The organism is Leifsonia sp. GW821-FHT13C09 (genome assembly GCF_058806435.1).
In genome coordinates this window covers 92,172-117,733 of the sequence record NZ_JBXAPS010000007.1, presented here as the reverse complement: position 1 = coordinate 117,733, position 25,562 = coordinate 92,172, and the positions used below count along the sequence as shown (strand labels likewise).

Annotated in this window: 25 protein-coding genes; 18 read left to right on the top strand and 7 right to left on the bottom strand. The window is 70.9% G+C overall.

The genetic code is table 11. The annotated features are described in order from the left end of the window. Positions 1-25: 25 nt before the first annotated feature. Positions 26-748 carry an SDR family oxidoreductase gene (locus AC1ROW_RS18970; protein ID WP_493020733.1) on the bottom strand — a complete coding sequence of 241 codons (723 nt, stop codon included), beginning with the start codon at positions 746-748 and terminating at the stop codon, positions 26-28. Further along, positions 745-1,770, bottom strand: a complete 1,026-nt coding sequence (locus tag AC1ROW_RS18965; RefSeq protein ID WP_493020731.1) for a LacI family DNA-binding transcriptional regulator — start codon at positions 1,768-1,770, stop codon at positions 745-747. The genes AC1ROW_RS18970 and AC1ROW_RS18965 overlap by 4 nt, the downstream gene beginning before the upstream one ends. Before the next feature lie 129 nt (positions 1,771-1,899). On the opposite strand from AC1ROW_RS18965, the gene AC1ROW_RS18960 reads away from it, so the two are divergent. The 9 genes from AC1ROW_RS18960 to AC1ROW_RS18920 all read left to right on the top strand — a co-directional run bounded on the left by AC1ROW_RS18960 (position 1,900) and on the right by AC1ROW_RS18920 (position 10,980). Beyond that, positions 1,900-2,733, top strand: coding sequence for a sugar phosphate isomerase/epimerase family protein (locus AC1ROW_RS18960; RefSeq protein WP_493020729.1), 834 nt, complete (start codon positions 1,900-1,902; stop codon positions 2,731-2,733). Then, a complete protein-coding gene (locus AC1ROW_RS18955) occupies positions 2,730-3,740 on the top strand; it encodes a Gfo/Idh/MocA family protein (RefSeq protein ID WP_493020727.1) in 1,011 nt (336 codons plus the stop codon). The genes AC1ROW_RS18960 and AC1ROW_RS18955 overlap by 4 nt, the downstream gene beginning before the upstream one ends. Positions 3,741-3,810: 70 nt before the next feature. Continuing rightward, positions 3,811-5,082, top strand: a complete 1,272-nt coding sequence (locus AC1ROW_RS18950) for an ABC transporter substrate-binding protein (RefSeq protein ID WP_493020725.1) — start codon at positions 3,811-3,813, stop codon at positions 5,080-5,082. After that, positions 5,079-6,038 (top strand): carbohydrate ABC transporter permease, encoded by a 960-nt coding sequence (locus AC1ROW_RS18945; protein WP_493020723.1) that lies wholly within the window; start codon positions 5,079-5,081, stop codon positions 6,036-6,038. The genes AC1ROW_RS18950 and AC1ROW_RS18945 overlap by 4 nt, the downstream gene beginning before the upstream one ends. Continuing rightward, the gene (locus tag AC1ROW_RS18940; protein WP_493020721.1) at positions 6,031-6,900 is read left to right on the top strand and encodes a carbohydrate ABC transporter permease; all 870 of its coding nucleotides are present in this window, start codon (positions 6,031-6,033) and stop codon (positions 6,898-6,900) included. The genes AC1ROW_RS18945 and AC1ROW_RS18940 overlap by 8 nt, the downstream gene beginning before the upstream one ends. 20 nt (positions 6,901-6,920) lie before the next feature. Continuing rightward, entirely contained in the window at positions 6,921-8,471 is a 1,551-nt protein-coding gene (locus AC1ROW_RS18935; protein ID WP_493020719.1) for an alpha-L-fucosidase, read from the top strand. Positions 8,472-8,473: 2 nt separating this feature from the next. Further along, complete coding sequence (locus AC1ROW_RS18930) at positions 8,474-9,469, top strand: zinc-binding dehydrogenase (protein ID WP_493020717.1); 996 nt, start codon at positions 8,474-8,476, stop codon at positions 9,467-9,469. 54 nt (positions 9,470-9,523) lie between these two features. Next, positions 9,524-10,570 (top strand): aldo/keto reductase, encoded by a 1,047-nt coding sequence (locus tag AC1ROW_RS18925; RefSeq protein WP_493020715.1) that lies wholly within the window; start codon positions 9,524-9,526, stop codon positions 10,568-10,570. Further along, positions 10,567-10,980 (top strand): RbsD/FucU family protein, encoded by a 414-nt coding sequence (locus tag AC1ROW_RS18920; RefSeq protein ID WP_493020713.1) that lies wholly within the window; start codon positions 10,567-10,569, stop codon positions 10,978-10,980. The genes AC1ROW_RS18925 and AC1ROW_RS18920 overlap by 4 nt, the downstream gene beginning before the upstream one ends. 13 nt (positions 10,981-10,993) lie before the next feature. Here AC1ROW_RS18920 and AC1ROW_RS18915 read toward each other — a convergent pair whose 3' ends face one another. Next, complete coding sequence (locus AC1ROW_RS18915; RefSeq protein ID WP_493020711.1) at positions 10,994-11,989, bottom strand: LacI family DNA-binding transcriptional regulator; 996 nt, start codon at positions 11,987-11,989, stop codon at positions 10,994-10,996. A gap of 176 nt (positions 11,990-12,165) precedes the next feature. On the opposite strand from AC1ROW_RS18915, the gene AC1ROW_RS18910 reads away from it, so the two are divergent. Further along, positions 12,166-13,098 carry an aldo/keto reductase gene (locus AC1ROW_RS18910; protein ID WP_493020709.1) on the top strand — a complete coding sequence of 311 codons (933 nt, stop codon included), beginning with the start codon at positions 12,166-12,168 and terminating at the stop codon, positions 13,096-13,098. Between the two features lie 2 nt (positions 13,099-13,100). Here the strand turns inward: AC1ROW_RS18910 and AC1ROW_RS18905 are convergent, their stop codons facing one another. Further along, positions 13,101-13,811: a FadR/GntR family transcriptional regulator gene (locus AC1ROW_RS18905; protein WP_493020707.1), complete on the bottom strand. Its 711-nt coding sequence runs from the start codon at positions 13,809-13,811 to the stop codon at positions 13,101-13,103. A gap of 121 nt (positions 13,812-13,932) precedes the next feature. On the opposite strand from AC1ROW_RS18905, the gene AC1ROW_RS18900 reads away from it, so the two are divergent. From AC1ROW_RS18900 to AC1ROW_RS18875, 6 genes are read left to right on the top strand one after another with little or no spacing between them, the layout of a single operon-like run. Further along, on the top strand, positions 13,933-15,204 hold the full coding sequence (locus AC1ROW_RS18900; protein ID WP_493020705.1) for an ABC transporter substrate-binding protein: 1,272 nt from the start codon (positions 13,933-13,935) through the stop codon (positions 15,202-15,204). Continuing rightward, positions 15,201-16,193 carry a carbohydrate ABC transporter permease gene (locus tag AC1ROW_RS18895; protein ID WP_493020703.1) on the top strand — a complete coding sequence of 331 codons (993 nt, stop codon included), beginning with the start codon at positions 15,201-15,203 and terminating at the stop codon, positions 16,191-16,193. Before AC1ROW_RS18900 ends, AC1ROW_RS18895 begins: the two co-directional genes overlap by 4 nt. Next, positions 16,193-17,026, top strand: a complete 834-nt coding sequence (locus AC1ROW_RS18890) for a carbohydrate ABC transporter permease (RefSeq protein ID WP_493020701.1) — start codon at positions 16,193-16,195, stop codon at positions 17,024-17,026. The genes AC1ROW_RS18895 and AC1ROW_RS18890 overlap by 1 nt, the downstream gene beginning before the upstream one ends. 11 nt (positions 17,027-17,037) lie before the next feature. Continuing rightward, positions 17,038-18,225, top strand: a complete 1,188-nt coding sequence (locus tag AC1ROW_RS18885; protein ID WP_493020699.1) for a mandelate racemase/muconate lactonizing enzyme family protein — start codon at positions 17,038-17,040, stop codon at positions 18,223-18,225. 10 nt (positions 18,226-18,235) lie between these two features. After that, positions 18,236-19,084, top strand: a complete 849-nt coding sequence (locus AC1ROW_RS18880) for a fumarylacetoacetate hydrolase family protein (protein ID WP_493020697.1) — start codon at positions 18,236-18,238, stop codon at positions 19,082-19,084. Further along, the gene (locus tag AC1ROW_RS18875) at positions 19,081-20,460 is read left to right on the top strand and encodes an aldehyde dehydrogenase (NADP(+)) (RefSeq protein ID WP_493020695.1); all 1,380 of its coding nucleotides are present in this window, start codon (positions 19,081-19,083) and stop codon (positions 20,458-20,460) included. The genes AC1ROW_RS18880 and AC1ROW_RS18875 overlap by 4 nt, the downstream gene beginning before the upstream one ends. Before the next feature lie 102 nt (positions 20,461-20,562). On the opposite strand, the gene AC1ROW_RS18870 is transcribed toward AC1ROW_RS18875, so the two are convergent. Then, a complete protein-coding gene (locus AC1ROW_RS18870; protein WP_493020693.1) occupies positions 20,563-21,492 on the bottom strand; it encodes an NADP-dependent oxidoreductase in 930 nt (309 codons plus the stop codon). Between the two features lie 102 nt (positions 21,493-21,594). Further along, complete coding sequence (locus tag AC1ROW_RS18865; RefSeq protein WP_493020691.1) at positions 21,595-22,644, bottom strand: acyltransferase family protein; 1,050 nt, start codon at positions 22,642-22,644, stop codon at positions 21,595-21,597. A 204-nt stretch (positions 22,645-22,848) separates the two neighbouring features. Here AC1ROW_RS18865 and AC1ROW_RS18860 point away from each other — a divergent pair, with 204 nt between their 5' ends. Together AC1ROW_RS18860 and AC1ROW_RS18855 are read left to right on the top strand one after the other, a co-directional pair. Further along, positions 22,849-23,007, top strand: coding sequence for a hypothetical protein (locus AC1ROW_RS18860; protein WP_493020689.1), 159 nt, complete (start codon positions 22,849-22,851; stop codon positions 23,005-23,007). Between the two features lie 16 nt (positions 23,008-23,023). Beyond that, complete coding sequence (locus AC1ROW_RS18855) at positions 23,024-23,278, top strand: hypothetical protein (RefSeq protein WP_493020687.1); 255 nt, start codon at positions 23,024-23,026, stop codon at positions 23,276-23,278. A gap of 26 nt (positions 23,279-23,304) precedes the next feature. Here the strand turns inward: AC1ROW_RS18855 and AC1ROW_RS18850 are convergent, their stop codons facing one another. Next, positions 23,305-25,386, bottom strand: coding sequence for a sigma-70 family RNA polymerase sigma factor (locus AC1ROW_RS18850; protein ID WP_493020685.1), 2,082 nt, complete (start codon positions 25,384-25,386; stop codon positions 23,305-23,307). Positions 25,387-25,562: the final 176 nt, after the last annotated feature.

Sequence of the window (25,562 nt, the reverse complement as noted above, 5' to 3'; positions counted from 1 at the left end):
GCGGTGTTTCGGTGGCCGCCGGCGTTCAGCCCGCGGTGGGTCGGATGACGATGTCGCCCACCGTCGCCCGCGCGGGGAGGCGGATGACGGCGAGGCAGACGTCGGCGATGTCCTCGGCGTGCAGGGCGCCGGCCAGCTCGTCGGGGGACGGCGCTTCCGGGCGGTGGCGCACGAAGGCGGTATCGATGAGCCCGGGCGAGATCGTCGTGACGCGCACGCCCTCGCCGCGGGTCTCCAGGGCCGTCGCCCTGGCGAGCGCGGCGAGCCCCGCCTTGCTCGCCTGATAGGCCGCGCCGGAGCCGTCGGCGCTGAGCGCGGCGACGGAGGAGATGTGGATGAGCAGGCCGCCGCCCGCGGCGCGGAACACCGGGAGCACGGCTCGGGTGAGGAGGAAGGCGGAGGTGAGGTTGCCGTCCAGGACCGAGCGCCAGCCCGCTTCGTCGAGCGCGTCGAGGCGGCGGTTCTTGAGGTTGATCCCGACCGCGTTGACGACGACGTCGATGCCGCCCGCCTCTCGTCGCAGCGCCTCGACGGCAGCGTCGACCTGGTCCGCGTCGGTCGCGTCGGCGACCGCGAGATGAGCGGTCCCGCCGGCCTCCAGCACCTGCGCCCGGACGTCCTCCAGGCGCCGGGCGTCGCGCCCGAGGAGCAGGACGGCGGCGCCCTCCTGCGCCGCCCGGAGGGCCACGGCGCGGCCGACTCCGCCCGCCGCGCCCGCGATCAGCACCCGGGTGGCGATGGCGGTCATCCGACGCTCCCCGCGGTCGACGCCCGCACGACGAGCGTGGGTGGGAAGACGAGCGAGCGGCGCGACTGGTCCGTGCCCTGGGTCTGGTCGGCGCTCCCGTCCGAGGTCGTCAGCTCGGCGATCGCCTCCGCCATCTCGCGCAGCGGTTGCCGGACGGTCGTCAGGGCGGGCGACACGAGGGCGCCGATCGGAATGTCGTCGAAGCCGACCACGGCGATATCGGCGCCGTCCAGGCCGGCCTCCCGGATCGCGGCCGACGCGCTGAGGGCGAACATGTCGTTGACGGCGACCAGTGCGGTGGGCGGCTCGTCCAGCGCGAGCAGGGTGCGCACCGCCGCCCGGGCGAGCGGATCGCTGTCCGCGTCGCCGAAGTCGGGGGAGAGCGGGACGAGCGCGTCGTCCAGCGGTATGCCGTTCTCGGTGAGAGCCCTGCGGTAGCCGGCCAGGCGGCGCTGCCTGCTGACCGTGCGGATCGCACCGGACACGAAGGCGATCCGGCGGTGCCCCCGCTCCACGAGGTGCTGCGTGGCCAGCCAGGCGCCGGCCTCGTTGTCGATGCTGACGTTCACCAGCCCGGGCGGATCCGACTCCTGGCGCTCGCGGTCGAACGCGACGATCTGAACGCCGGCGTCCATTGCCGGCCGTAGATGATCGAGCGAGGGCAGCGACGTCGAGAGCACGATGTGCTCGACGCCGTCCGCCCAGAGCTGCTCGACGTAGGCGCGCTCCCGCTCGGGGTCGCGCTCGCTGTTGCAGAGGTAGACCTGTCGCCCGCGCGCATGGAACGCCGTCTCCAAGTGCGCCGCCCACGAGCCCCAGAACGGGTTGGCGACGGAGGGGACGATGAGCCCGAACGTCGGGTTCGGCGCGCCGCGCAACTGCTGCGCGACCCGGCTCGGCCGGTAGGACAGCGACTCCATGGCCTCCAGTACCCGCCGGCGGGTCTCCGGCTGCATGAGATGCTCCCGCGCGTTGAGCAGATTCGAGACCGTGCTGGGCGAGACGCCGGCGGCCTGTGCCACGTCTTTGATCGTCGCGATCGCTCTCACCCCCTCGTTCCGGTTGACCCGTCCTGGATTCACTGTATCGTTGCAGTAGCTTACTGTATCGTTGCACAAAATCCCGCACTTGTCCTGACGAAGGAGTTCGACATGCCGCACGACCATCCGACGACGACCTGGAGCGTCTTCACCAAACCGTGGCGAGAGCCCGACATCGGGTCGCTCGGAGAGCTCGTCGCCGGGATGGGCTTCGACGCCGTGGAGCTGCCCGTGCGGCCCGGATACCAGGTGACGCCCGCCGAGGTGGCGGCGGCGCTCCCGGCCGCCGCGCGCGAACTCGCCCGGGCGGACGTGACGATCGCGAGCATCGCCTCCGGCACCGACGAGGCGACCTTCGCCGCCTGCGCCGAGGCGGGCGTGCCGTTCATCCGCATCATGGTGCCCATCGGGCGGGCCGGTTACGCGGCGACGGGCGCGGAGATCCGCCGCACGCTCGCCGAGCTCGCCGAACGCGCGGAGCGCTACGGGGTCCGCGTCGCCGTCCAGCCTCATTACGACGACTACATCGCCGACTCCTCCGAGCTCTACGCCCTCCTGCGCGACGTCGATCCGCGGTTCGTGGCGGCGATCTGGGATTCTGCCCACGACGCCCTCGCCCGAAAGCGGCCGGAGCACGGGTTGGAACTGCTGTGGCCGTGGCTCGGCATCGTCAACCTCAAGAGCGCGCACTACGCGCGCGTGGAGGACACCGTGTCGCCGGCGGGGGACCCGGTGTGGGAGCCCGTCTTCACCGACGCGCGCAGCGGCATGGCGGAATGGGGCCGGGCCATCCGCTACCTCGCGGAGCACGAATTCGCCGGACCGATCTGCCTGACGGCCGAGTACACCGACGAGAGCGACCTCGTGGCGAAGGTGACGCGCGATCTGGACTACGCGCGGAGCCTGCAGGCCGCGGCGCTCGGCGCCGTCGGGGCGTCGCGATGAGCGCCGCCGAGGGCCGTCCGGTCCGGGTCGCCGTCATCGGCGCCGGCCAGATGGCGAATCTGGTGCACTATCCGTCTCTGGTCTCGCTGCCCGGCGTGGAGATCGTCGGCATCTGCGACCTGTCGCCTGAGCGACTCCGGGAGACCGGGGAGCGGTGGCACGTCTCCGCGCTGTTCGGCGACTGGTCGGCGATGCTCGACGAGGTGGCTCCCGACGCCGTCTACGTGATCGGGCCTCCCGAGCTCATGTTCGGGATCTGGTGCGCCTGCCTGCGGCGCGGCCTCGACCTGTTCGTGGAGAAGCCGCTCGGACTGACACTCCACCAGGCGCGCACGCTCGCCCGGCTCGCCGAGGAGAACGGCTGCGTCACGCAGGTCGGCTTCCAGCGCCGGTCGTCCCCGCTGCTCGAGAGCATGCTCGCGCGGGTGCGGGAGCGCGGCGAGGTCGTCCACGCGGTGTGCCGCTTCTACAAGAACGACCCGACGCCGATGGTGTCCGCGCGCGACCGGATGATGGACGACGGTGTGCACGTGATCGACACCCTTCGGCATCTCTGCGGCGGCGAGCTCGTCGCCGTCTCTGACGTGACGCGCAGGGTGCTCGTGGACGACCTCAACTTCGTCGCCGCGACCCTCGAGTTCGACACGGGCGCGGTCGGGGTGATGATCACGAGCTGGACCAGCGGACGCAGGACCTTCGGCGTGGAGCTCCACGGTCCGGGGATCATGGCGGAGGGCGACCTCGAAGTCGGCGGGACCGTGTGGGACGCCGACGGTGCCACCGCCCTGGACGCAGCGGAGGTGGCTGGATCGTCCGAACTGCACGTCCGCGGCGGCTTCCGCGCCAAGAGCGCGGAGTTCATCGACGCCGTGCGCTCCCGTCGGCTGCCCTCGTCGCACTTCGGCGACGCACTGAAGACGATGACCATCGCCGAGCTCATCCTCGCGCACGACGTGCTTCGCGGACTGCCGGAACGAAACGTTTCGTCTTTTCCGTCAGAGCATTGACCCACAACTGAATAGTTCTTAGCATCTGATCTAGTCGTAACGTTTCGCTTTAGCACTCAAGGAGGAGTTCATGAAGTCACGGTCGAGAAGCGCGAGAGGCAGGGCCCGCGCCGGTGCCTCCGCTCTGATCGCGGGCATGCTCGCGCTCGGGCTCGCCGCCTGCTCGGGAGGCGGAAACTCGTCGTCCGGCCTGTCCGGCGGCACCCTGAAGATGTACACCTGGATCGGCGGCAAGCCCGACAAGCAGCAATGGAGCGACTACATCGCCGGCGGCAAGCACGCCGACCCGAAGGTGGCCGTGAGCTTCTCCGGGCCGCCGATCAACGACTACTACACCAAGCTCCCGACCGTGATGAAGAGCAGCAGCGCCCCGTGCCTGGTGACCTTCCAGAACGGCCGGGTGAACCCGTACGTGCAGGGCCTGGAGCCGCTGGACGACCTGGCGAAGCAGAACAAGGTCGACCTGTCGGCGTACAGCTCGGCCATGCTGCAGCAGCTGAGCGTGAACGGCAAGCTCTACGCCATCCCGTTCAACGCCGGCCCCAACGTGATCTTCTACAACAAGAAGCTCTTCAAGGACGCCGGTGCGGCGGAGCCCACCAGCAACTGGACCGTCGACCAGTTCATCTCGACGGCCAAGGCGACGACGAAGAACGGCGTCTACGGCTTCGCGATCGGACAGGGCTCGACCCCCATCAGCACCCTGATGGCGGCGGACGGGCACCCCTACGCGGACAAGAACGGTCCGAAGCTCGACGACCCGAACTTCAAGAACGCCCTCCAGCTGCTCGTCGACCTGGCGGACAAGTACAAGGTGGCGAAGCCTCTCGAGGCGGCCGCGGGCGGCACGTTCCCCGACATCGACGCCTTCAGCACGGGCCAGGCGGCCATGTCGCTCGAGGGTCTCTGGGATCTGCAGCACGAGCAGCAGACCCTGGGCAAGGACAACGTCGGCATCGCGGTGATCCCGAGCACGAGCGGCAAGTCCAAGGGCTTCATCAGCGGTTCGGGCTTCGGCATCACGAAGACGTGCGGCGACAAGCAGAAGGCGATGCAGGCCGTCGCTGCCATGACGAGCAAGAGCGGGCTGGAGTACGTGACCAAGTCGCAGGCCTCGGTCCCGGCTCGGCTGGACGCGCTCGACGCCTGGACGACCAACGTCGGTTCGCCGAGCTTCGCCGCCGTCATCAAGCAGATGACGTTCGACGCGACGCCGTCGCCGGTGCCGTCCAACCAGGCCCAGCTCGACACCCTGCTCACGCAGTACGAGGTGAACGCGTTCTCCGGTAAGAACACGGTGGCCGAGGTGCTCCAGCAGGTGAAGGCCGGCCTCGGGCAATGACGTTCGTGCGCCTGGACCGTGCGGAGCAGGAGGTCTCCGCCGGGTCCGTCGCGCCCCAGGACCGTCCGAGGGGCCGGGTTCGCCGCCGGCCCCTCGCGGGCCCCCGCTGGGTGGGCTGGGTCTTCGTCCTTCCGGGGCTCGTCGGGCTGGCGGTCTTCATCGTCATCCCTCAGGTCGCCTCGCTGATCCTGGGGTTCTCGAACTCCACGCTCCTCGGCGGCACCCAATTCACCGGGACGGCGAACTACGTCCGGCTGCTGCACGACCCGCAGTTCCTCAACAGCGTGCTGGTGACCGCGATCTTCGTGCTCGTCTACGTGCCGGCGAACATCGCGATCTCGCTGGCGATGGCGCTGTGGCTGAAGACCCGCATCGCCGGGCGCAACTGGCTCCGCGTCATCTTCCTGATCCCGGCTCTGTCGCCGATGGTCGCGAACGCCGCGGTCTTCCGACTGCTGTTCCAGAAGGACGGCGCCGTCAACGAGTTCCTGGGGGCCATCGGTCTCGGCCCGATCCCGTGGCTCAGCGACGGGAACTGGGCGCTGGCCACCGTGATCGGGGTCTCGCTGTGGCAGTCGTTCGGCTACAACATGATCGTGCTGGGCGCCGGGCTGGACTCGATCAGCCCTGACGTCATCGCGGCGTCCAGGATCGACGGCGCCGGGCGGTTCCGGCGGCTCTTCTCGATCACCCTGCCGCTGGTCAGTCCCGCCCTGTTCTTCACGACGGTGCTGACGGTGATCGGCGCGTGGCAGACGTTCGCCCAGGCCTACGTCATCACCGGCGGGGGGCCGGGCAACAGCACCATGACGATCATGCTGTACCTCTACCAGACCGCGTTCACGAACAACGAACTCGGGTACGCGTCGGCGATCGCCACCGTTCTGTTCGTGATCATCGCGATCTTCACGCTGTTCCAGCTCTGGGGGCAGAGGAAGTGGGTCCACTATGACTGAGCTCCGGCAACCGGCCTCCGGGTCGCCCTGGCGCCGCCGCGGGCGTGCCGTCGGATTCGCCGCCAATACCGCGGTCGCGTGGCTCTTCGCGATCGTGTTCTCGTTCCCGTTGATCTGGACGGTCTTCACGGCGCTGAAGCCGGCGAACGAGGTCTTCGGCGCGCAGATCAGCTTCATCGGCTCGCAGGTGCTCTGGTCGAACTTCGTCGACGCCTGGACCGAGGTCGACTTCGGCCGCCTCCTGATGAACAGCCTGATCGTCGCCGCCATCTCGACGGTGCTGACCCTCGTGGTGGCGACGCTCACCGCTTTCGCCTTCGCACGCTTGCGGTTCCCCGGGCGGAGCGCCGTCTTCCTGCTGTTCGTGATCACGCTGACGCTGCCGAGCGAGGTCGCCGTGGTGCCGCTGTTCCTCGGCTTCGACCAGGCGGGGCTCGCCGACACGTGGGTGGCGCTGATCCTGCCGGGGCTGTTCGGCGCGTTCGGAGCGTTCCTGCTGCGCCAGTTCATGCTCCAGATCCCGGCCGAGCTGGAGGAGGCCGCCCGGCTCGACGGCGCGTCCACCTGGCGCATCCTGATCAGCGTGATCGTACCGCTCGTGCGGCCCGCGCTGTCGGTGCTGGCGATCTTCGCCTTCCTGGGCAGCTGGAACAGCTTCCTGTGGCCGCTGATCATCCTCAACAGCGCGGAGAAGTGGACGATCCCGATCGGGATCGCCGGCTTCACCACCCAGACCGGGACGCAATGGCAGCTGCTGATGGCGGCGTGCGTGATGACGATCGCCCCTGTGGTGATCGTGGTCGCTTTCGCTCAGAGACAACTGGTGGCCGCGATCGGCGCGGGCGCCTTCGGCGGCCGGTGAGCCGCGACGGACGGAGAGCTGTGAACCTCGAACCCCTCGACCCCTCGACCCTGCCCGCGCCCGTCGACGTCTCGGACAACCGCGCGGCCCTCGCGCTGGTCGACGCCGTCATCGACGCCGGCCCGTACGAGGCGACCTGGGAGTCACTGTCCCGGTATCGCGTCCCGCAGTGGTACCGCGACGCCCGATTCGGCATCTTCCTGCACTGGGGCGCGTTCTCGGTTCCGGCGTTCGGTAACGAATGGTATCCGCGGACGATGTACCGGCGCGGGACGCCCACCTTCGAGCACCACGTGGCGACCTACGGCCCGCAGGACCGCTTCGGCTACAAGGACTTCCTCCCGCACTTCCGGATGGAGCGGTTCGACCCCGAGGACTGGGTCGCCCTGTTCAAGCGGGCCGGGGCGCAGTTCGTGGTGCCCGTGGCCGAGCACCACGACGGCTATGCGATGTACGAGACGGCGCGCTCGCGCTGGAAGGCGACCGCGATCGGTCCGCAGCGTGACGTGATGGGGGACCTGCTGTCTGCTGTGGACCGGTCGTGGTTGATCGCCGGAGCCTCCAGCCACCGCGCGGAGCACTGGTTCTTCATGAACGGCGGGGCGGAGTTCGACTCCGACGTGCGCGATCCCGCCTATGCCGACCTCTACGGCCCGGCGCTGCGCAAGGAGATGAACCCGACCGAGCGGTTCCTCGAGGACTGGCTGCTGCGCACCGTCGAGATCATCGACTCCTACCGGCCGCAGATCCTGTACTTCGACACCGGGATCGAGGAGCCGTCGTTCGAGCCGTACCTCCGCCGCCTCGCCGCCTACTACTACAACCGGGCCGCGGAGTGGGGCCGCGAGGTCGTCATCAACTACAAGTGGGAGTCGTTCGCTCCGGGGTCGGCGGTGCTCGACGTCGAGCGCGGGACGATGGGCGGCATCCGCGCCGACGTCTGGCAGAACGACACGTCGGTGTCCCGGACCTCCTGGAGCTGGGTGGAGGGCCACGACTACAAGAGCGCATCGGAGCTGATCCAGGAGCTCGTCGACGTGGTCGCCAAGAACGGCAACCTGCTGCTCAACGTCGGCCCGCGGCCCGATGGCACGATCCCCGAGGAGGAGGCGGCGCTCCTGGAGGCGGTGGGCGACTGGCTGGCCGTTCACGGCGAGGCGATCTACGGCTCGAGCCCGTGGGTCGTCTACGGCGAGGGACCGACGGTCCCCGCCGCCGGGTCGTTCACGGACGAGGCCGCAGCCGTGTACACGGCCGAGGACCTCCGCTTCACGACGATGACCGAGGTGGGCCACCGCTACGTCTACGCGATCGGGCTCGTCCGCCCGGAGGACGGCCGGATGCGGGTGCGCAGCTTCGGCTCGGGCAGCCGGTTCCTCGACCGCCCCATCGTGGACGTGCGCGTGCTGGGCTCGAGCGAACGCCCCGAGTGGACCAGGACCGACGAGCACCTGGAGGTCGTGCTCCCCGCCTCCGAGACGACCGGGCCGGGCGGCGCCGTCGTCCGGATCGAACTGGAGCCGGACGCACCGGAGACGCGCATCGACTTCTTCCACGGACTGAACATCTAGCGATGCGAGCGTACGTGATGGACGGCCCGGGCAGCGGCGCGGTCGTGGAGGTGCCCGACCCCCGGATCGGCGACTACGACGCCGAGGTGGAACTGCTCTGGTGCGGAGTGTGCTCCAGCACCGACCGGATGCTCCGGGCCGGCACCTTCCGCGGCGGGGTCTCCTACCCGAGCATCCTGGGCCACGAGTCGGTGGGCCGCGTGACCGCGGTCGGCTCCGGCGTGCGCCACCTCGCCGTCGGCGATCTCGTCACGCGGCCCGCCGCCTACGCGCCGGAGGTTGCGCCGCTCGCGATGCACTGGGGCGGGTTCGCGGAGCGCGGGGTCGTCCGCGACCTCCGGGCGGAGGCGGAGGACCGCGACACCGCCGCGACCGCCACCCCGTGGGTGCGGCTGGAGCCCGGCACCGATCCGCTGTCCGCCGCCCTTGCGATCAGCCTCAGCGAGACATTCAGCGTGATCTGCCGCGAGGACCTGGTGGGCGCGACGGTCGTCGTCGTCGGAACGGGCGTCGCCGGGCTCTCGCTGATGCGGTTCGCGTCGCTGCTCGGCGCCGCGCGGGTCGTCGGCGTGGGCCGGCGCGCCGAGCGGCTGGGGTCGGCGGCGCTCGCCGGAGCCACCGAGACGCTCCTCGCCGAGGATGCCGCCTCAGAGCTCGGCCGCCGCCGCGACGCGGACGTGGTGTTCGAGGCCTCGGGGCAGGCGTCGATGGTCGGCAGCGGGCTCGGCTGGGTGCGCCCCGGCGGCCGGCTCATCGTCTACAGCGCGCCGGAGGACGCTGCGGTCCTGGATCTCATGGCAGCGCCGCGCGACGTCGACCTGCGGGTGGCGTCGACCAACGAGACCGCGGTGCTGCCCGGGGTGGTGCGGCTCGTCGAGTCGGGCGCCCTCGGACTCGACGCGCTCGTCACGCACCGCGTCGACCTTCCCGACATCGCCTCCGCCTTCGAGGCGATCGACCGCGGGGACGTCGTCAAAGCACTGGTCCGGCTGGGCTGAACAGATGCCCGCACCGACCCAGCGCCCCTTCCCATCGAAACGGAGAAACCAGACATGACCACGATCGACAGCGTCCCGACCCGGACTCTCGCGAGCGGGGCCGCGATGCCCGCGATCGGCATGGGGACGTTCGGTTCCGACCACTACGGTCCGGAACAGGTCGCCGCCGCGGTCGGCGGCGCCATCCGGGCCGGTTATCGCCTGATCGACTGTGCCGCGGTCTACGGCAACGAGGCGGAAGTTGGCGCCGTCCTGGAGGAGGCCATCACCGGCGGAGTCTCCCGGGACGAGCTCTTCGTCATGTCGAAGGTGTGGAACGACGCGCACGAGCCCGCCGCGGCCGTCGCCTCGGTCCGGCGGTCGCTGCGGGACCTGCGGCTCGACGTGCTCGACGCGGTGTTCGTGCACTGGCCGTTCCCGAACCATCACGCGCCCTTCGCGGACGCGACGGACCGGGATCCGAACGCACGTCCGTACATCCACGAGGAGTTCATGGCGCTGTGGCACGCCCTGGAGGAGCTCGTCGACGAGGGGGTGGTGCGCCATCTCGGGACGTCGAACGTCACCATCCCGAAGCTCAGCGCGATCCTCGCCGACGCGCGGATCGCTCCCGCTCTGAACGAGATGGAGCTGCACCCGTGCTTCCAGCAGCCCGAGCTGTTCCGGTTCTGCCTGGACCACGGCATCCAGCCGGTGGGGTATTCACCGCTGGGTTCGCCGTCGCGTCCGGAGCGTGACCGCGAGGACGCGGACGTCTCCGACCTGGAGCACCCCGTCGTGGTGTCGATCGCCCGCGCGCATGGCGTGCACCCGGCTCTGGTCTGCCTGAAGTGGGCGGTGCAGCGCGGTCAGGTGCCGATCCCGTTCTCGGTCAAGGAGGCGCAGTACGCCGCCAACCTGCGGGCCGTCGTGGAAGACCCGCTGACCCCTGCCGAGCTCGAACTGCTGCGGTCCGCGGAGCGGAACAACCGCCTCATCAAAGGCCAGGTGTTCCTGTGGCCCGGCGCGGCGAGCTGGCTCGAACTCTGGGACGTCGACGGCACGATCCCGGGCTGGGACGGCTACGCCGCCGACCGCGAGGCTGTGGAGGCGAACGCATGATCACCGGCCCTCTCGTCCATCCGCCCCTGCTGGAGGCGCTGGCGTCGTCCGGGCACGGCTCCGGTGTGCTCATCGCCGACGGGAACTATCCGTACCTCACCGCGACGGGTCCCGGCGTCCGGCTGATCCATCTGAATCTGCGGCCCGGCCTGCTCGACGTCACCTCGGTGCTCGAGGCCGTGCTCACCACGGTCAACGTCGAAGCCGCGACGGTGATGCGGACCCCGGAGGGTGTGGCCGCCCCGGCCCAGGAGGAGTACGCGACGATCCTCGGCGACGGCGTGCCGGTCGAGCGGGTCGACCGGTTCGCCTTCTACGAACGGGTGCGCTCGCCCGACGTCGGCGTGGTCATCGCGACCGGCGACGAGCGCCTGTACGGCAACCTCCTCCTCACGGTCGGCCTGCGCTGACCGAGGCGGTCGTTCACTCGTCGAGGCGGAGGACGGAGCCGCCCGGGATCAGCTGCGCGGGGAGGTATTCGATGCGCGGGGCCGGGCGCTCGTCCGCCGACTCGATGTCGTCGGCGATCAGGCGGGCGGCGTGCTGGGCGATCTCCCGCGTCGGCTGGACGATGACCGTCAGCTTCGGCACGAGCGCCTGCGCCAGCTCGCGACTGTCGAAGCCGACGACCGAGATGTCCTTTCCGATGCGGAGGCCGGAGTCGTTGATGGCGGTCACCGCGCCCAGGGTGAGCTCGTAGTTGGCCGTGAAGACTGCGGTCGGGCGCGGCCGGAGGGCCAGCAGCTCCTGGGCCGCGCGATAGCCCGCGTCGACGGTCAGCGGCACCAGGCGCTGCAACGCGGGATCGGCCTCGACCCCGTCCGAGGCCAGGGCGCCGACGAATCCGTTCGTGCGCAGGCGCATCGAGGAGGCCACCGGGTCGCCGCCGATGAACCCGATCCGGCGATGACCGTGGTCCAGGAGGTGCCGCGCGCCCAGGGCGCCGGCGGCCTCGTTGTCGAGGAAGACGCCGTCGGCGCGGATGTCGTCGATGAACCAGTCGACCATCACGACCGGCACCTGCTCGGCGGCGGCCGTGAGCGCCGGCACGTCGTGCGGCGACGTGATCGCCACGATCCCGTCGACCATCCGCCCCATCAGCAGCTCCACGGTCTCGTCGCGCGGGTCGGGGCTCGCGGCCACGATGACGCTGATCCCGTGCGGCCGAAGGGCCTCTTCGACCCCGGCGATGATGGTGAGGTGGAAGTCGTTGTCGAGGGCCGGCAGCAGCACGCCGACCGTCCTCGACCGGCGGGAGCGCAGCGTGCGGGCGAACTGATTCGGCCGGAAGTCGAGCTCCCGCGCGGCGGTCTCGATGGCCTCGCGGTTCGCTTCGAGCACGGTGCGCCCGTTGAAGTACTTGGAGATCGTGGCGAGCGACAGTCCGGTGGCCCGTTGGATGTCCTTGTAGGTCGTCACAGCGCCCAGCATAATCGAGCGACGCGCGTGCACGAAACGTTTCGCCCTGCGGTTTGATCGACCCCGCTCATCACTGGCAGAGACAAGAGTTGTTGGACTTCCGAATGCCGTCTCCGTAGCGTGGGAGGCGCGTCCTTGCGGGCGTGCCTCCACCGCTCCGACAGAAGGGACGACCCGTGCGAACGTTCACGTTGCCCGGCACCGAGATCACCGCGCCCAATGTGGTGCTCGGCCTGATGCGCATCCAGGACAAGTCCGACGAGGAGGTGCGCACGCTGGTGCGGACCGCCCGCGACGCCGGCATCAACTTCCTCGACCACGCCGACGTCTACGGCTCGCCGCTGCACGGCTGCGAGCGCCGGTTCGCCGAGGCGATGAAGCTGAGCTCCGCCGAGCGCGAGGAGTTCGTCATCCAGTCCAAGGCGGGCATCGTGCCCGACGGCCCCTACTTCGACTTCTCGGCCGAGCACATCCTGGAGTCGGTGAACGGCAGCCTGGAGGCGCTGGGCACGGACTACCTCGACATCCTCCTGCTGCACCGTCCCGACGCCCTGGTGGAGCCGGAGGAGGTCGCGCGCGCCTTCGACGAGCTGTCGTCCTCCGGCAAGGTCCGGGCGTTCGGCGTCTCCAACCACACGCCCGGCCAGATCGACCTGCTGCGCCGCTACGTGACCCAGCCGCTCGTCGCCAACCAGCTGCAGCTCTCCATCACGCACGCGCCGATCATCGCCCAGGGCGTGGCCTCCAACATGCAGGCGCTCGACCAGTCGATCAGCCGCGACTACGGCATCCTCGACTATTGCCGCCTGCACGACATCACGGTGCAGGCCTGGTCACCGTTCCAGGCGGGCTTCTTCGACGGCCCGTTCCTCGGCTCGGACCGCTACCCGGAGCTCAACGCGGTCGTAGACCGGCTGGCCCAGAAGTACGACGTCCCCGCCGAGGCCATCGCGGTCGCGTGGATCACTCGCCACCCGGCGCGGATGCAGGTCGTCCTCGGCACCACGACGCCGTCGCGGGTGGCCGCCGCCGCCCAGGGCTCGGAGCTGCCGCTGACGCGGCCGGAATGGTACGAGCTGTACCGGGCGGCGGGGTACCTGGTCCCGTAGGGTCAGCCGGCGGGGGAGCCGTCGAAGGGCGGCTCCCCGCCGCGCAGGTCGAGGTCGGACTCGCGGATGGCGTGCCGCATGGCGCGCTCCGCGGCGACCGGGTCGCCCGCGGCCACGGCGTCCAGCACGGCTTTGTGATCCGGGACCGGGTCGAGCCAGTCGGCGCCAGGGTGGTGCTGGATGCGGTTGCGGGCGTCGAGAGCGTGGATGACGACCACGTCCAGTCGCACCATCAGCTCGTTGTGGGTGGCGTGCAGCAGCGTCAGGTGGAAGTCGCGGTCCGCCTCGGCGAGACGCGACGCGTTCCGTCCGGCCGACTCGAAGGCCGCGAACGCCGAGCGGAGCGCGTCGACATCGGAGTCGTCGCGGAACTCGGCGGCGAGGCGCGCCGCCGCGGGCTCGATGACGTCTCGGAGCTGGGAGAGCTCGGCGAGCAGACGGTCGTCGTCCCTGCGCGCCTCGCGGCGCCAGAGCATCACGTCGCTGTCGAGGAGTTTCCAGTTGTCGCGGTTCGTCACGATCGTGCCGCGTTTGGGCCAGGAGTCGATCAGGCCCTTCTCGCGGATCACGCGGAGAGCCTCTCGGATCGCCGTCTTGCTGACCCGGAACTCGGGTTCCAGCGCCTCGATGTCGATGCGGCTGCCCGGGGGGTAGTCGCCGCGGACGATGCGGAGCCCGAGCTTTTCCACGAGCTCCGCGTGCAGATCTGCCATGAATGGACCTTATCCGCCCGGGGGGTGACTCCCGAGCCAATTTGCGTTTAGACGTATTGTTACTATTATTCCTATTAATTCGGATCCTCTCCCGATCCTTACGTTTACGAAGGAGTAGGCAATGCAATCACGTCCCCATCGCCGCGGGCGGGCCCTCGGCCTGATCGCAACGCTCGCCGCCGGCGCGATCGCGCTGGCCGGCTGCTCGTCCGCGACGCCGAGCAGCACGGCCGGCGCGAGCACGCCGAAGCCCGCGACGATCACCTTCGCCGCGTCGACCCTCGGCGACCCCGGGCGCGGACCCGGCCTCCAGAAGCTCATCGACGAGTACAACGCCAGCCAGAAGATCGTCACGGTCAAGCCGGCGTCCGTCCCGTACCCGACATTCGGGCAGACCGTGCTGACCCAGATGGGCGGCGGGGAAGGCCCCGACCTGGTCCGCTTCGACATGCCGGAGTTCGAGGCCGCCGCCGGGTCGAACCTCCTGGAGCCGCTCGACGACAAGATCGACGCCAAGGCCCTCCACCTCATCGCGGGTCCTGACAAGTACCTGACCGTCGACGGTCACCGCTACGGCGTCGTGTTCGAGGACGCGAACTACGGCATGTTCTACAACGCCAGCCTGATCCCGACTCCGCCCACGACGTTCGACGAGTTCATGCAGACCGCCAAGAGCCTGACCGCGGGCGACACCTACGGTCTCGCGTTCCGCCAGACGCAGGCCGAGGAGGCCGGAGTGTGGCAGGACATCTTCAACTACGTCCTCGGCTTCGGCGGCAACTGGTCCGACGGCAAGAAGCTCACGATCGACTCGCCGAACGTCATCAAGGGGCTGGAGGCGTACCAGAAGCTCTACGACGCGAACGTGATCCCGAAGGGCGCCGACGCGGCGACCTTCCGCAAGATGTTCGCGAACGGCAAAGTCGGGATGGAGCTCAACAACGGCGGCTATGCGACGGCGACCACCGCCGCGAACCCGCAGCTGAAGTTCTCGGTCGCCCGGATCCCGTTCCCGGTGAAGAAGCAGGGCGCGCTGCTCGCGCCCATCGTGGTCAACGCCAACAGCAAGCACAAGGACGCCGCGCTCGACTTCATCCACTGGCTGCTCAAGCCGGCGCAGCAGGTGAAGCTGCAGGAGGTCCTCGGCGCCAGCAGCGTCGCGACCCCGACGAAGCGCAGCGAGGCGAGCCTGCAGAAGTACCCGTTCCTGCCGGTCCTCGACGGCCTGACCGACTCTGGCGTGCCGCAGATCGTCCTCGGCTTCGGGGCGCAGACCCCGGACATCCGCCACATCGTCGTGACCCAGGTACTGTCCGCGCTGCAGGGTCAGAAGGACATGAAGTCCGCGATGCAGACCGCCCAGAAGCAGGCGCAGGAGCTGGTCGGGCAGTGACGACCACGACGGGGCCGCGCCGCGAGGCGCGGCCCCCGCACCCCGCGCACGCCCCGGGCGCGGACCCGCGCCCACCGGCCGGCCCGCTGTCCGCCCGCCGGCGCCGCCGTGTCATCGGCAGCGCCTGGACCCCGTACCTCTTCCTCGCGCCTGCGGCGCTCTACGTCGTCGTGTTCCAGCTCGTCCCGCTGCTCCAGGAGGTGTACCTCAGCTTCACCAGGACAACGCTGCTCAACCCGACCGCGAGTGTGTGGGTCGGTCTGGCGAACTACCAGCGGGTGTTCGCCGATCCGGAGTTCCAGCGGACGCTGCTGACGACCGCGGTCTACGTCGTGTGCTGCGTCGGGGGAGCCGTCGGGCTCGGCCTGCTGGTTGCCCTGCTGCTCAATGGGCGCTTCCCGGGCCGGGCCGTCGCCCGCTCGCTGGTCACGATCCCGTGGGCCGCGCCCGGGATCGCCGTCGCCCTGATCGCGACCTGGATGTTCAACCCGCAGTTCGGCGTACTGACCAAGCTGCTGCGCGCGGTGGGGATCGACCCGGGTCAGAGCGGCGCTCTGGACAACCCGCGGCTGGCGCTCGCGGCGATCCTGCTCACCACGATCTGGCAGCTCGTTCCGTTCGTAGCCGTCGTGCTCCTCTCGGCGCTCCAGTCCGTTCCGCAGGAGCTCGTCGAAGCGGCACAGATGGACGGCGCCGGCCGGTGGACGGTGTTCCGCGTCGTCACCTGGCAGGTCCTCAAGCCCACCGTCGGCCTCGTCGCGGTGCTGATGACGATCTGGTCGCTGCGCCGGTTCGAGCTGATCTGGCTGATGACGCGCGGCGGCCCGCTCGGGTCGACGCGGACGCTGGTCATCGACCTCTACTCGCAGGCGTTCGAGTCCAAGCAGCTCGGCGTCGCGGCGGCGATCGGCATGGTCGGCATCGTGATCGCGGCGATCGTCATCGTCGGCAGCAGATTCGTCGCGCGCGCCGTGGCCAGGGAGGCATGATGCGAACCTCACGACGTCTCGGGGTGACCGCACGGATGATCGCGGTCCTGGTCGTCCTCGGCCTGGCGGTCTTCCCGGTGTACTGGATGTTCGTCACCGCGTTGACGCCCGACGCCCAGCTCTACGGCGGCGGGACCGCCCTCCTGCCCGATTTCGGCCGGCTCGGCGTCTTCGGCGACGTCTTCGCCGACGGCCAGGTGCTCGGCTGGTTGGTCAACAGCCTGATCGTGGCGGCGGGCACGACCGTGCTCTCCGTCGGACTCGGCATCCCGCTCGGCTACGCGCTCTCGCGGTTCTCCTTCCGCGGGAAGCTCGCCGTCGGGCTCGCCTTGCTGTTCACGCAGATGCTCCCGGAGGCGCTGCTGGTCGTCCCGCTGTTCTCGATCTTCCGCCGGTTCGACCTGCTCAACTCGCTGCAGGGTCTGATCCTCGCCGACACGGCCTTCGCGCTTCCGGTCGTGGCGCTGATCCTGAAGGGAGCGATCGACGGGGTCCCCCGGGAGCTCGACGAGGCCGTCCGCGTGGACGGCGGCCGGCCGTTCACCGCGCTGAGCCGGGTCATCCTGCCGCTCATCGCCCCGGCGGTGGCCGCATCGGCGGTGATCGCGTTCTTCAGCGCCTGGAACGAGTACGTGTTCGCCGTGACCTTCGTCTTCGACAAGGGGCTGCAGCCGGCCTCGGTCGGCGTCGCCGGATTCATCGGCGAGCAGGACACCTCGATCCAGAGCATCATGGCCGTCGCGCTGGTGTTCACGCTGCCCGCCGTCGCTTTCTACCTGTTCGCACAACGCTACGTCGTCAGCGGGATGACCGCCGGCGCTGTGAAGGGATAACGCACCAGCACATGAAGATCATCAGTCTTGAAACAGTCGTGGTCGACTTCTACCGCACGAACCTCGTCTTCGTGCGGCTCGGCACCGACGAGGGAATAACCGGAGTCGCCGAGGCCACGCTGGAGGGGCAGGAGCACGCCGTCCTCGGCGCCATCCGGCTGCTCGAGGAACGGGTCATCGGCGCCGACCCGACCCGGATCGCGCAGACGATCTACCAGCTCAACCGCGACGCCTACTGGCGCGGCGGCCCCGTGACGATGACCGCGCTGAGCGCGCTCGAGATGGCGATGTGGGACGTGTCGGCGCGGTCGCTCGGCGTCCCCGTGCACCGGATGCTCGGCGGGCAGACCCGCGACCGGGTCCGGGCGTACGCGAACGGCTGGTACTCCGGTGCGCGCACGCCGGACGACTTCGCCGAGGCCGCGGTCGCCACCGTCGCCCAGGGCTTCCGCGGGCTCAAGTGGGACCCGTTCGAGGCCGCCGACCTGACCGTCGGCGCCGGGGACCTGCGCCGCATGCTCGAGCCGGTGGCCGCCGTGCGCGCCGCTGTCGGCGACGATGTCGAGCTCTTCATCGAAGGGCACGGCCGGTTCGACGTGCCGACCGCCATCCGGGTGGCACGCGAGCTCGAACGATTCCAGCCCGTGTTCTTCGAGGAGCCGAGTCCGCCCGACAGCATCGACGCGCTGGTCGAGATCCGCTCCAAGTCGCCGGTCCCCATCGCGGCGGGGGAGCGCTGGTTCGGCCGGAACGCCTTCCTGCCGGTGCTGGAGCGCGGGGCGGTCGACTACATCCAGCCGGACGTGACGCACGCCGGCGGCCTGTCCGAACTGGTGTTCCTCTCCACCCTCGCGGCAGCGCGTTACGTCCCGTTCGCCCCGCACAACCCCTCCGGCCCGCTCAGCACGGCGGCGACCCTCCAGCTGGGAGCGGTGCTGCCCAACTTCCGGTACCTGGAGATCATGGCGTCCGACGTGCCGTGGCGCGGCGACATCTCGAATGAGGCGCTGACGCTGACCGACGAGGGCGACATCCTCATCCCCGAGGGCATCGGCCTGGGCATCGAGCTGGATCTGGAAGCGATCGCCGAGCACCCGTATCGCGCCCACCCGATGCGGATCTTCGACGACGCGGTGGCCGACATCCGTCCGCCGGACGCGCGCTCGTACTTCAACCGCCCGCTGGTCCCGACGCACTGAGGAGTCCCCGATGCACCTGTACCGCTGTTCCGACGGCCGCGTCGTCGTCGAGCGCGAGGACGGGCTCCGGCTCGTCCCTGTCTCGTCGATGGCCGAACTCCTCCAGCTGCCGCTGGCCGAGCTCCGCGCCCTCCTCTCGGGCGACCTGCGGCCCGCCGAGCCGGGGGACGCCGCGGCTCCGCTCGATGGGCGCACCGAGGTGTGGGCGAGCGGCGTCACCTACGTGCGCTCCCGCACCGCCCGGATGGGCGAGTCGGCCGACCCGGACATCTACGACCGGGTCTACGCCGCCGAGCGCCCAGAGCTGTTCTTCAAGTCGCCCGCGTGGCGCGTCGTCACAGAGGGGGAGCCCGTCGCCATCCGCGAGGACTCCCGCTGGGACGTGCCGGAGCCCGAGCTCGCGGTCGTCGCCAACCGCTTCGGCGAGATCGTCGGCTTCGGCGTCTGCAACGACATGAGCTCGCGCTCGCTGGAGGGCGAGAATCCGCTCTACCTGCCGCAGGCGAAGGTGTTCGCCGGCGCATGCGCGATCGCTCCGGCCATTCGGCCGGCGTGGGAGGTCGACCCGGCCGCGCTGGAGATCCGCCTCCGGATCGAGCGCGACGGCGGCACGGTCTTCGAGGACACCACGTCCACGGAGTCGCTGGCGCGCCCGCTGACGGAGTTGGTCGAGTACCTGTTCCGGGCGGAGAACTTCCCGGACGGCGCGTGGCTCTCCACCGGCACCGGGATCGTCCCGCCGGACGACTTCACTCTGCGTGTAGGCGATCGGGTGACCGTCGCGGTGCAGGACGTCGCCTCGCTGACGAATCCGGTGGCGACGGGGCGGGATACCTGGAACTTCCTGGAGGAGCGATGACGGGGTTGGATGTCGAGACGGCCTCCTCGCGGGCGGCCGCGGCCGCGCCAGTCTTGGCCGATACGCCTCCGGCGGCGCGGGCCGCCCTGCTGCGGGGCATCGCCGATCGGCTCGACGGAGACCGGGACGCCCTCGTCGCGCTCGCCGACCGGGAGACGCACCTCGGGGCGGAACGCCTGACCGGCGAGGTCGCGCGGACGACCGGACAGCTGCGCGCGTTCGCGGAACTCCTCTCCGGGGTGCCCGCCGTCGTAGCCGACCATCCCGCGGGGTTCATGGAGCTGCGCCGGTACCTGGTGCCGCTCGGGCCGGTCGCAGTCTTCGCCGCCAGCAACTTCCCGTTCGCGTTCAGCGTCGCCGGCGGCGACACGGCCTCGGCTCTGGCCGCCGGCTGCCCGGTGGTGCTCAAGGCGCATCCCGGCCACCCGGAGCTCTCACGCGCGACCGCGCGGCACATCGCCGACGCGGTGGCCGCGGCGGGCCTGCCGGCCGGCGTGTTCGGGCTGGTCGAAGGCTTCGACGCCGGGACGGCCCTCGTGCAACATCCCGCCATCGCAGCGGTCGGCTTCACGGGGTCGCTCGCGGGCGGCCGGGCGCTCTTCGACCTAGCCGCTCGGCGGCGGCAGCCCATCCCGTTCTTCGGGGAGCTCGGCTCCGTGAACCCGGTCTACGTCACGCGCGAGGCCGCGGAGTCGCGGCTGACGGCGATCGCCGAAGGCTTCGCCGCCTCGTTCACGCTCGGGGCCGGCCAGTTCTGCACGAAGCCTGGCATCGTGTTCGTGCCCGACGGTGAAACCTTCGCGGCTGCGGTCGTGGAGGCGCTCGCGGCCCGGGAGCCGGCACCGATGCTGAGCGAGCGCATCGCGAGCGGCTATGAGGCGCTCGCCCCTCGCTTCGACGGTCATCCCGGGGTGCGGACGGTGCTGGACGGATCGGCCCGGGCCGACGCCGCGACGCCTAGCCTCTACGCGACGAGCCTCGATGTCTTGGTGGGCGATGTCGCGTCGCTCGGCGAGGAGCGTTTCGGCCCCAGCGCCCTCGTGGTCTCGTACGACGACACAGCGAGGCTGCCGGGCGCGTCGCGCGCGATCGGGGGGACGCTCACCTCGACGGTGCACGCCGAGTCGGCCACTGACGACGGTCTGCCTGCGCTGATCGCCGAGGCGGCCCGGAACAGCGGCCGCCTGGTCTGGAACGGCTGGCCGACGGGCGTCGCCGTCTCCCCGGCGATGACGCACGGCGGACCATACCCGGCCAGCACCGACGCGCGGAGCACGTCGGTTGGCACCGCGGCCATCGATCGCTTCCGGCGGCCGGTCACCTTCCAAGGCTTTCCCGCGGGCGGCCTGCCGGCGAGCGTGCGTGCAAGCGGCTAGGTCGCGCCTCAGCACTCCCGGCCAAGGAGGCCGCTCACGTCGGGGTAGACGGAGAACGCGCCGCGCGGCGTCGTAGCGTGATTGCCGCCACGACACGGGAAACTACCGAACCGCGCCGGCCGGGACCTCGATGACGGTCTTGCCCGTGCGCCGCCCGCTCGGGTCGAGCGCGGCGACCGCGTCGGCCAGGGGCGCGACGTCGCCGATGTTGGTGCGCAGTCGCCCGTCGCGCACGCGCTGGACGATCTCCACCAGCTGCGCGGGGATCGACTCGACCACGAAGTCGATCGACCGGCCGTCCTTCGGTCGCTCTGCGGCCAGTCCGGTGACGGTGACCAGTGTGCCGCCCGGGCGGATCAGACGCGCGGACCGTTCCTGGATCGTGCCGCCGATCACGTCGAACACGAGGTCGACCTGTCCGACGTCCTCGAGGGTGTCGGCGGCGAGGTCGACGAACTCGTGCGCGCCGAAGTCGAGCGCCTTCTCCCGGTCGGCGGCGCGGCCCGTGCCGATGACGTGGGCGCCGGCCTCCCGGGCGAGCTGGGTGACCATCGTGCCGACCGCGCCGGCGGCGCCGTGCGCGAGCACCGTCTGGCCGGACGCGAGCCGGCCATGGTCGAACAGGCCCTGCCACGCCGTGAGGCCCGAGATTGGCAGGCTCGCGCCGACCGTGAAGCCGACGTCGCCGGGAAGCGGAGCGAGGTTGCGGGACTCGACGGCGACGAACTCGGCCAGGGTGCCGTCGCGGTGCCAGTCCGTGATCCCGAACACGCGCTGCCCGATGGTGAGACCCGTCGTGCCGTAGCCGAGCGCGCTGACCACACCGGCCAACTCGTGCCCGAGGACGGCCGGCGAGCGGTCCCGGCCGGCGCGGTCGGTCCACGTCGACGCCCAGCCCACCTCGGTCGGCACGTAGCCGGCCGCGCGGACCTCGACGATCACGTCGTTGATCGCGGGGGTGGGCTCCGGCAGGTCCGCGAGCCGGATCCCCGCCGTTCCGCGGGCCCTGTCGTCGACGACGATCGCCTTCATGAGACCACCTTCCCTCGCGCGCCATGCTACGGTCCGCGCGGCTCCGCGGTCAGGGGGCCGATGGCATCCCCGTCCGATCGCCCGCGACGACCCGGCGGCCGTTCAGGGCTCGGGGACGAGGGTGCGCCGGCGGGGCTGCCGTCCCGTTGTCGGGATCGTTCCGACCCGTTGCACCAACCACTCGGCCGGGCCGCGACGCCACCGGCGCCGGATCAGCCAGGCGCCGACCAGCGACGCGAGCGTGAGGGCCAGCACCATCTTCCACGAGTCGTCCGGGAGGTGGGTGAGGTGCCACCAGGCGGCGAGGACGAGGATGTGGGCGAGGTAGAAGGTGAGCGTGACCGTGCCGAGCGTCGACACGGGAGCGAGCGCCCGGCGCAGCGGTGAGGCGGCCAGGGCGCAGCCCACGGCAAGGCCGGCGCACGCCAGCCCGAGCGCCTTCACCAGCTCAGGACCGGTGCCTGCGTAGGCGTCGGCCGTCACCCCGGTGAGGGAGGACGCGGCCAGCGCTGCCACGGTGAGCACCGACCCGGCAACGAAGAGGCCCGACACGCGCGCCCAGCCGCGGAGGGCGAGCCGGCCGACCGCCAGGCCCGCCAGCGCGAACGCCAGGAGCCCGCTGACCCGGTAGCCGTAGTCGGTGAACAGGAAGCCGACCAGGGTCGCCGCCGAGCTCTCCACCCAGCCTCCACCGCGGTAGGCCTGCAGCTGCAGGCCGAGCTGCACGTCGGCCGCGAACGGTTTGGCGACCGCGCTAACCGTGATCGCGGCGATCGTGAGCATGAGCAACCACCGTGCGCGGAGGTACAGCACAGGGAGGAGCACGAGACCCACAGCGCCGAGGTAGTGGAGGATCGGGATGACGGCGGGTTGGATGAGGTCCGCGAGCAGCCCGAAGACGATCAGCATGCCGGCCCGCAGCGCGAAGAAGAGCCGAAACCGTGCCCGGCTCACACCGTCGCGCAGGGCCGCTCGCGCGGCCAGTCCGGCCGAGACGCCGAACAGGAGCGTGAACAGCGGCGCCGCGATGTCGTCGGCGTACAGCAGCCACCGCTGGGGGAGCGGGGAGAGCGGCCCGACCGGGGCCGTGTGCGCCACGAACACAGCGATCAGGGCGAGACCCCGCGCGAGGTCCACACCGAGAATCCGCATCCACCCAGGCTAGGAAAGGCCGACGAGTCGGTCATCCCTCCTGCGGGGTGATCCTCGGGTGAAAATCAGCGACCTCCACCGGGTCGGCCGTCCCTCCCCGCGGCCGCCAGAGGATTCGCGCGTCCGCGCGTCATTCCCGGCCGTGGGGGCGCTCTCCTTCGTGTCGGCGCCATCCCAGTCGGGTGCCGACGCGGGAGAGAGTTCATGGCCAACGAGAATCACGAGACCGTCGCAGTCCGTCACGTCGAGCGCGTCCTCGGCCACGTGTCGGGGGAGTGGGTGCTGATCTCGTGCGAGTGCCCGATCGGCGGGGATCACACCTACTCCGAGTGGGTCGCCCGTTTCGGCACCCGCGACCAGTAGCCGAGCGTCGACGAGCATGAGGGTCCGCATCCTCGAGCGATGGCGTCCCGTCGACGACGACGCAGCCGATCCGGGCGACGGCTCGGCCGGGTGCGCCGGACCGGCGGACGTCCTCCGCGATGGGCGTGTCTTCTGGTCCCAGTGCCCGGTCTGCCCGTGGGAGGGAGATGGTCGCCTCCTGCACATCGACGCGGCGATCGACGCCGCGCAGCACAACACGGCCGTCCATCCGGCGTCGCCGGCGGAGGGGATGACGATCGCCATCCCCTGACCATCCGCGGAGAGGAACCGGCCGGCTCAGTCGCCGGGGCGGGCGGGGCTTGCGCCGCCGGACGCGCCGTCCGCGGGAGGGGCGGTCGTGGTGACGAGGAGCCCCCGCCGGTCGGCGACCGAGTAGCGCACCCGGATCACCCCGGGAAGGGCCGACGGCGCACTCGGGAACGCCACGACGAAGGAACCCCCGGAGTCGAGCGTCTCGGACTGCCACCCGCCGAGACCCACGGCGACGGAGATCGTCGCGCCCGGGTCGCCGGTCACCGTGACGACCTCCGTGCCCGCATTGATCGTCGCTGACACGGACGGGGCGCGCAGCTCGACGGTGGTCTCCGCCGCCGCCGAGGTGGTACCGCCCACCTGCTGGCGGACACGGATCACGTTGGACCCGGTGACGATCCCGCGGTCGAGCTCGAGGGCCCACTTCCCGGAAGCGTCTGCCGTCGTCGTGCTGTCGATTCCGCCGGCCGTCACGACGACGTCGGCCCCGGGGAGCGCGGTTCCCTGGAGGAGTGGGAAGAGGAGTCCGTCGCCCGAGTCGACGAGTGTGATCCGCGGGCTGCTCAGGAGGCGCTTCACGCTGAAGGTCGTCGTGGCCGGCAGGCTGGTCCGCGCGTCGAGCGACGCGACCGCGGAGACGACGAACGTCCCGCCGCTCAGGGTAGAGAGGTCGACGGTCACGGCCCACGCTCCCGACGCGCTGGAGTCGGCGCGCGCTTCGAGCTGCGCGGCTCCCGTCCCGCCGCCGGCAGCGATCGCGACAGCGACAGTGGCACCCGGGGCCGTGGTGCCCGAAATCCGGAGCGCGTCGGCCGGGGCATCCACCGTCGACTCGAGAATGGTCGGCGGAGCCAGGACCGCTGCTGACGGGGGCGTAGCGTGCGGCTGTGCCGCGCCCGCCGCGAGCTCCGCGATCGGCGCAGCGGGCGCGGGAAAGGCCGCAACCTGCGAGACGGGCGAGGCAGGCTCCGGTGACGGTGTGGGAGCCGGCGCGGACGGCGCGGGAGCCGGTGCTGACGCAGGGGGAGCCGACACCGACGGCGGGGGAGGCGTCGGCGCCGCGCTCGCAGCAGGCGCAGGCAGCCCGCTCGCAGCAGGCTGATGGACGCCGCTCGCGGAGGGCGAGATCCCGAGCTGCCCGGGTGGTACGACGGTGAGCGCCGCCGCGAAGACGGCTGCGGCGACGGCTGCGGCGGCCGTGATCAGGGCGACCGATGCGGCGCCGTGGCTCGCCGCGCGGGCGCGTGCGGTGTGCGCGCCGCCGCCGGCGGCGAGCGGCTCGGCCGAGGCCGGCGCGGCGGTCGAGGTCGCCAGCCAGCTCGTGTAGGCGGCCGCCCCGCCGACGCCGGCGATCAGCGGGAGGAGCACGAAGCCGAGGCTGCGGTTCGCTTCGCCGGCCTCCTCGGCGATGAGCGCGCAGTCGGGGCAGCTCTCGAGGTGCCGGTCGAGACGGCGCTGCGCATTCCTGGTCAGCCGTCCGCGCGTTCCAGCGCCGAGGTGCTCGATCGCCCAGCGATGCTCGGAACGCTCCGGAACGCTCGCCAGATGGGTCTGGATCCACGACGCCCGCAGCCCCTCCCTGGCGCGGTAGGCCAGCGCGGCGACCGCGTTGGGGGTCATCCCGAGAAGCGGTGCGACCTCCCGCGGCGGCATCGACTCCACCTCGGTGTACCAGAGGACCTCCTGCCACTTGTCCGGGAGCTGCCGGAACGCTTGAGCGGCCAGCGATCTGTTGAGGGAGTCCAGCTGCTCCTGCTCCGAGAAACGCTCGTCCTCGAACACATCCAGGTTCTCGAGCGGGATCTCCCGGGCCGCCCGGCCCCAGCCTCTGGCCGTGTTCCTGATCGTCGTGAAGAGGTAGGGCCGGAAGCCGGTCGTCGGTCCGCCGCCCCGGGAGATCGTCGCGTAGATCCGCGCGAAGGACTCCGAGACCAGGTCGTCCGGATCGAAGGTCGCGGTGAACGAGCGCGCGACGACGAGACCGGCGCGGTAGTGGCGGCGCCACAGCTCCGAGTAGGCCGCTGTGCTGCCGGCGCGTGTCGCGGACAGCAGGTCGGCGTCGGATCGGGCGGCGACAGCGGGTTCGTCGTCGTTCGGGCGGGACAAAGCGATCGGCCTCCAGGTGGCAGCTGAGGAGGCTGGACGGGTGCGGGCCTCCCTCTGGGGGAGTCCGGGAGGCGCGAACGATGACGCGCCGTTACGGCCCGAATTCTCGCGGGCGCAGCCGCGTCATTTCGAGCCGATTGCGCTCTCTTGACCATCGCGGGGAGGAAGAAGGAGAG

Bases quoted from the DNA above. Each gene is read 5' to 3' on its own strand.
- AC1ROW_RS18905 (WP_493020707.1), bottom strand. From the start codon at position 13,811: ATGGCAGATCTGCACGCGGAGCTCGTGGAAAAGCTCGGGCTCCGCATC.
- AC1ROW_RS18955 (WP_493020727.1), top strand. From the start codon at position 2,730: ATGAGCGCCGCCGAGGGCCGTCCGGTCCGGGTCGCCGTCATCGGCGCC.
- AC1ROW_RS18855 (WP_493020687.1), top strand. From the start codon at position 23,024: ATGAGGGTCCGCATCCTCGAGCGATGGCGTCCCGTCGACGACGACGCA.
- AC1ROW_RS18970 (WP_493020733.1), bottom strand. From the start codon at position 748: ATGACCGCCATCGCCACCCGGGTGCTGATCGCGGGCGCGGCGGGCGGA.
- AC1ROW_RS18880 (WP_493020697.1), top strand. From the start codon at position 18,236: ATGCACCTGTACCGCTGTTCCGACGGCCGCGTCGTCGTCGAGCGCGAG.
- AC1ROW_RS18925 (WP_493020715.1), top strand. From the start codon at position 9,524: ATGACCACGATCGACAGCGTCCCGACCCGGACTCTCGCGAGCGGGGCC.
- AC1ROW_RS18945 (WP_493020723.1), top strand. From the start codon at position 5,079: ATGACGTTCGTGCGCCTGGACCGTGCGGAGCAGGAGGTCTCCGCCGGG.
- AC1ROW_RS18890 (WP_493020701.1), top strand. From the start codon at position 16,193: ATGCGAACCTCACGACGTCTCGGGGTGACCGCACGGATGATCGCGGTC.
- AC1ROW_RS18900 (WP_493020705.1), top strand. From the start codon at position 13,933: ATGCAATCACGTCCCCATCGCCGCGGGCGGGCCCTCGGCCTGATCGCA.
- AC1ROW_RS18960 (WP_493020729.1), top strand. From the start codon at position 1,900: ATGCCGCACGACCATCCGACGACGACCTGGAGCGTCTTCACCAAACCG.
- AC1ROW_RS18885 (WP_493020699.1), top strand. From the start codon at position 17,038: ATGAAGATCATCAGTCTTGAAACAGTCGTGGTCGACTTCTACCGCACG.
- AC1ROW_RS18920 (WP_493020713.1), top strand. From the start codon at position 10,567: ATGATCACCGGCCCTCTCGTCCATCCGCCCCTGCTGGAGGCGCTGGCG.
- AC1ROW_RS18940 (WP_493020721.1), top strand. From the start codon at position 6,031: ATGACTGAGCTCCGGCAACCGGCCTCCGGGTCGCCCTGGCGCCGCCGC.
- AC1ROW_RS18930 (WP_493020717.1), top strand. From the start codon at position 8,474: ATGCGAGCGTACGTGATGGACGGCCCGGGCAGCGGCGCGGTCGTGGAG.
- AC1ROW_RS18875 (WP_493020695.1), top strand. From the start codon at position 19,081: ATGACGGGGTTGGATGTCGAGACGGCCTCCTCGCGGGCGGCCGCGGCC.
- AC1ROW_RS18950 (WP_493020725.1), top strand. From the start codon at position 3,811: ATGAAGTCACGGTCGAGAAGCGCGAGAGGCAGGGCCCGCGCCGGTGCC.
- AC1ROW_RS18870 (WP_493020693.1), bottom strand. From the start codon at position 21,492: ATGAAGGCGATCGTCGTCGACGACAGGGCCCGCGGAACGGCGGGGATC.
- AC1ROW_RS18865 (WP_493020691.1), bottom strand. From the start codon at position 22,644: ATGCGGATTCTCGGTGTGGACCTCGCGCGGGGTCTCGCCCTGATCGCT.
- AC1ROW_RS18860 (WP_493020689.1), top strand. From the start codon at position 22,849: ATGGCCAACGAGAATCACGAGACCGTCGCAGTCCGTCACGTCGAGCGC.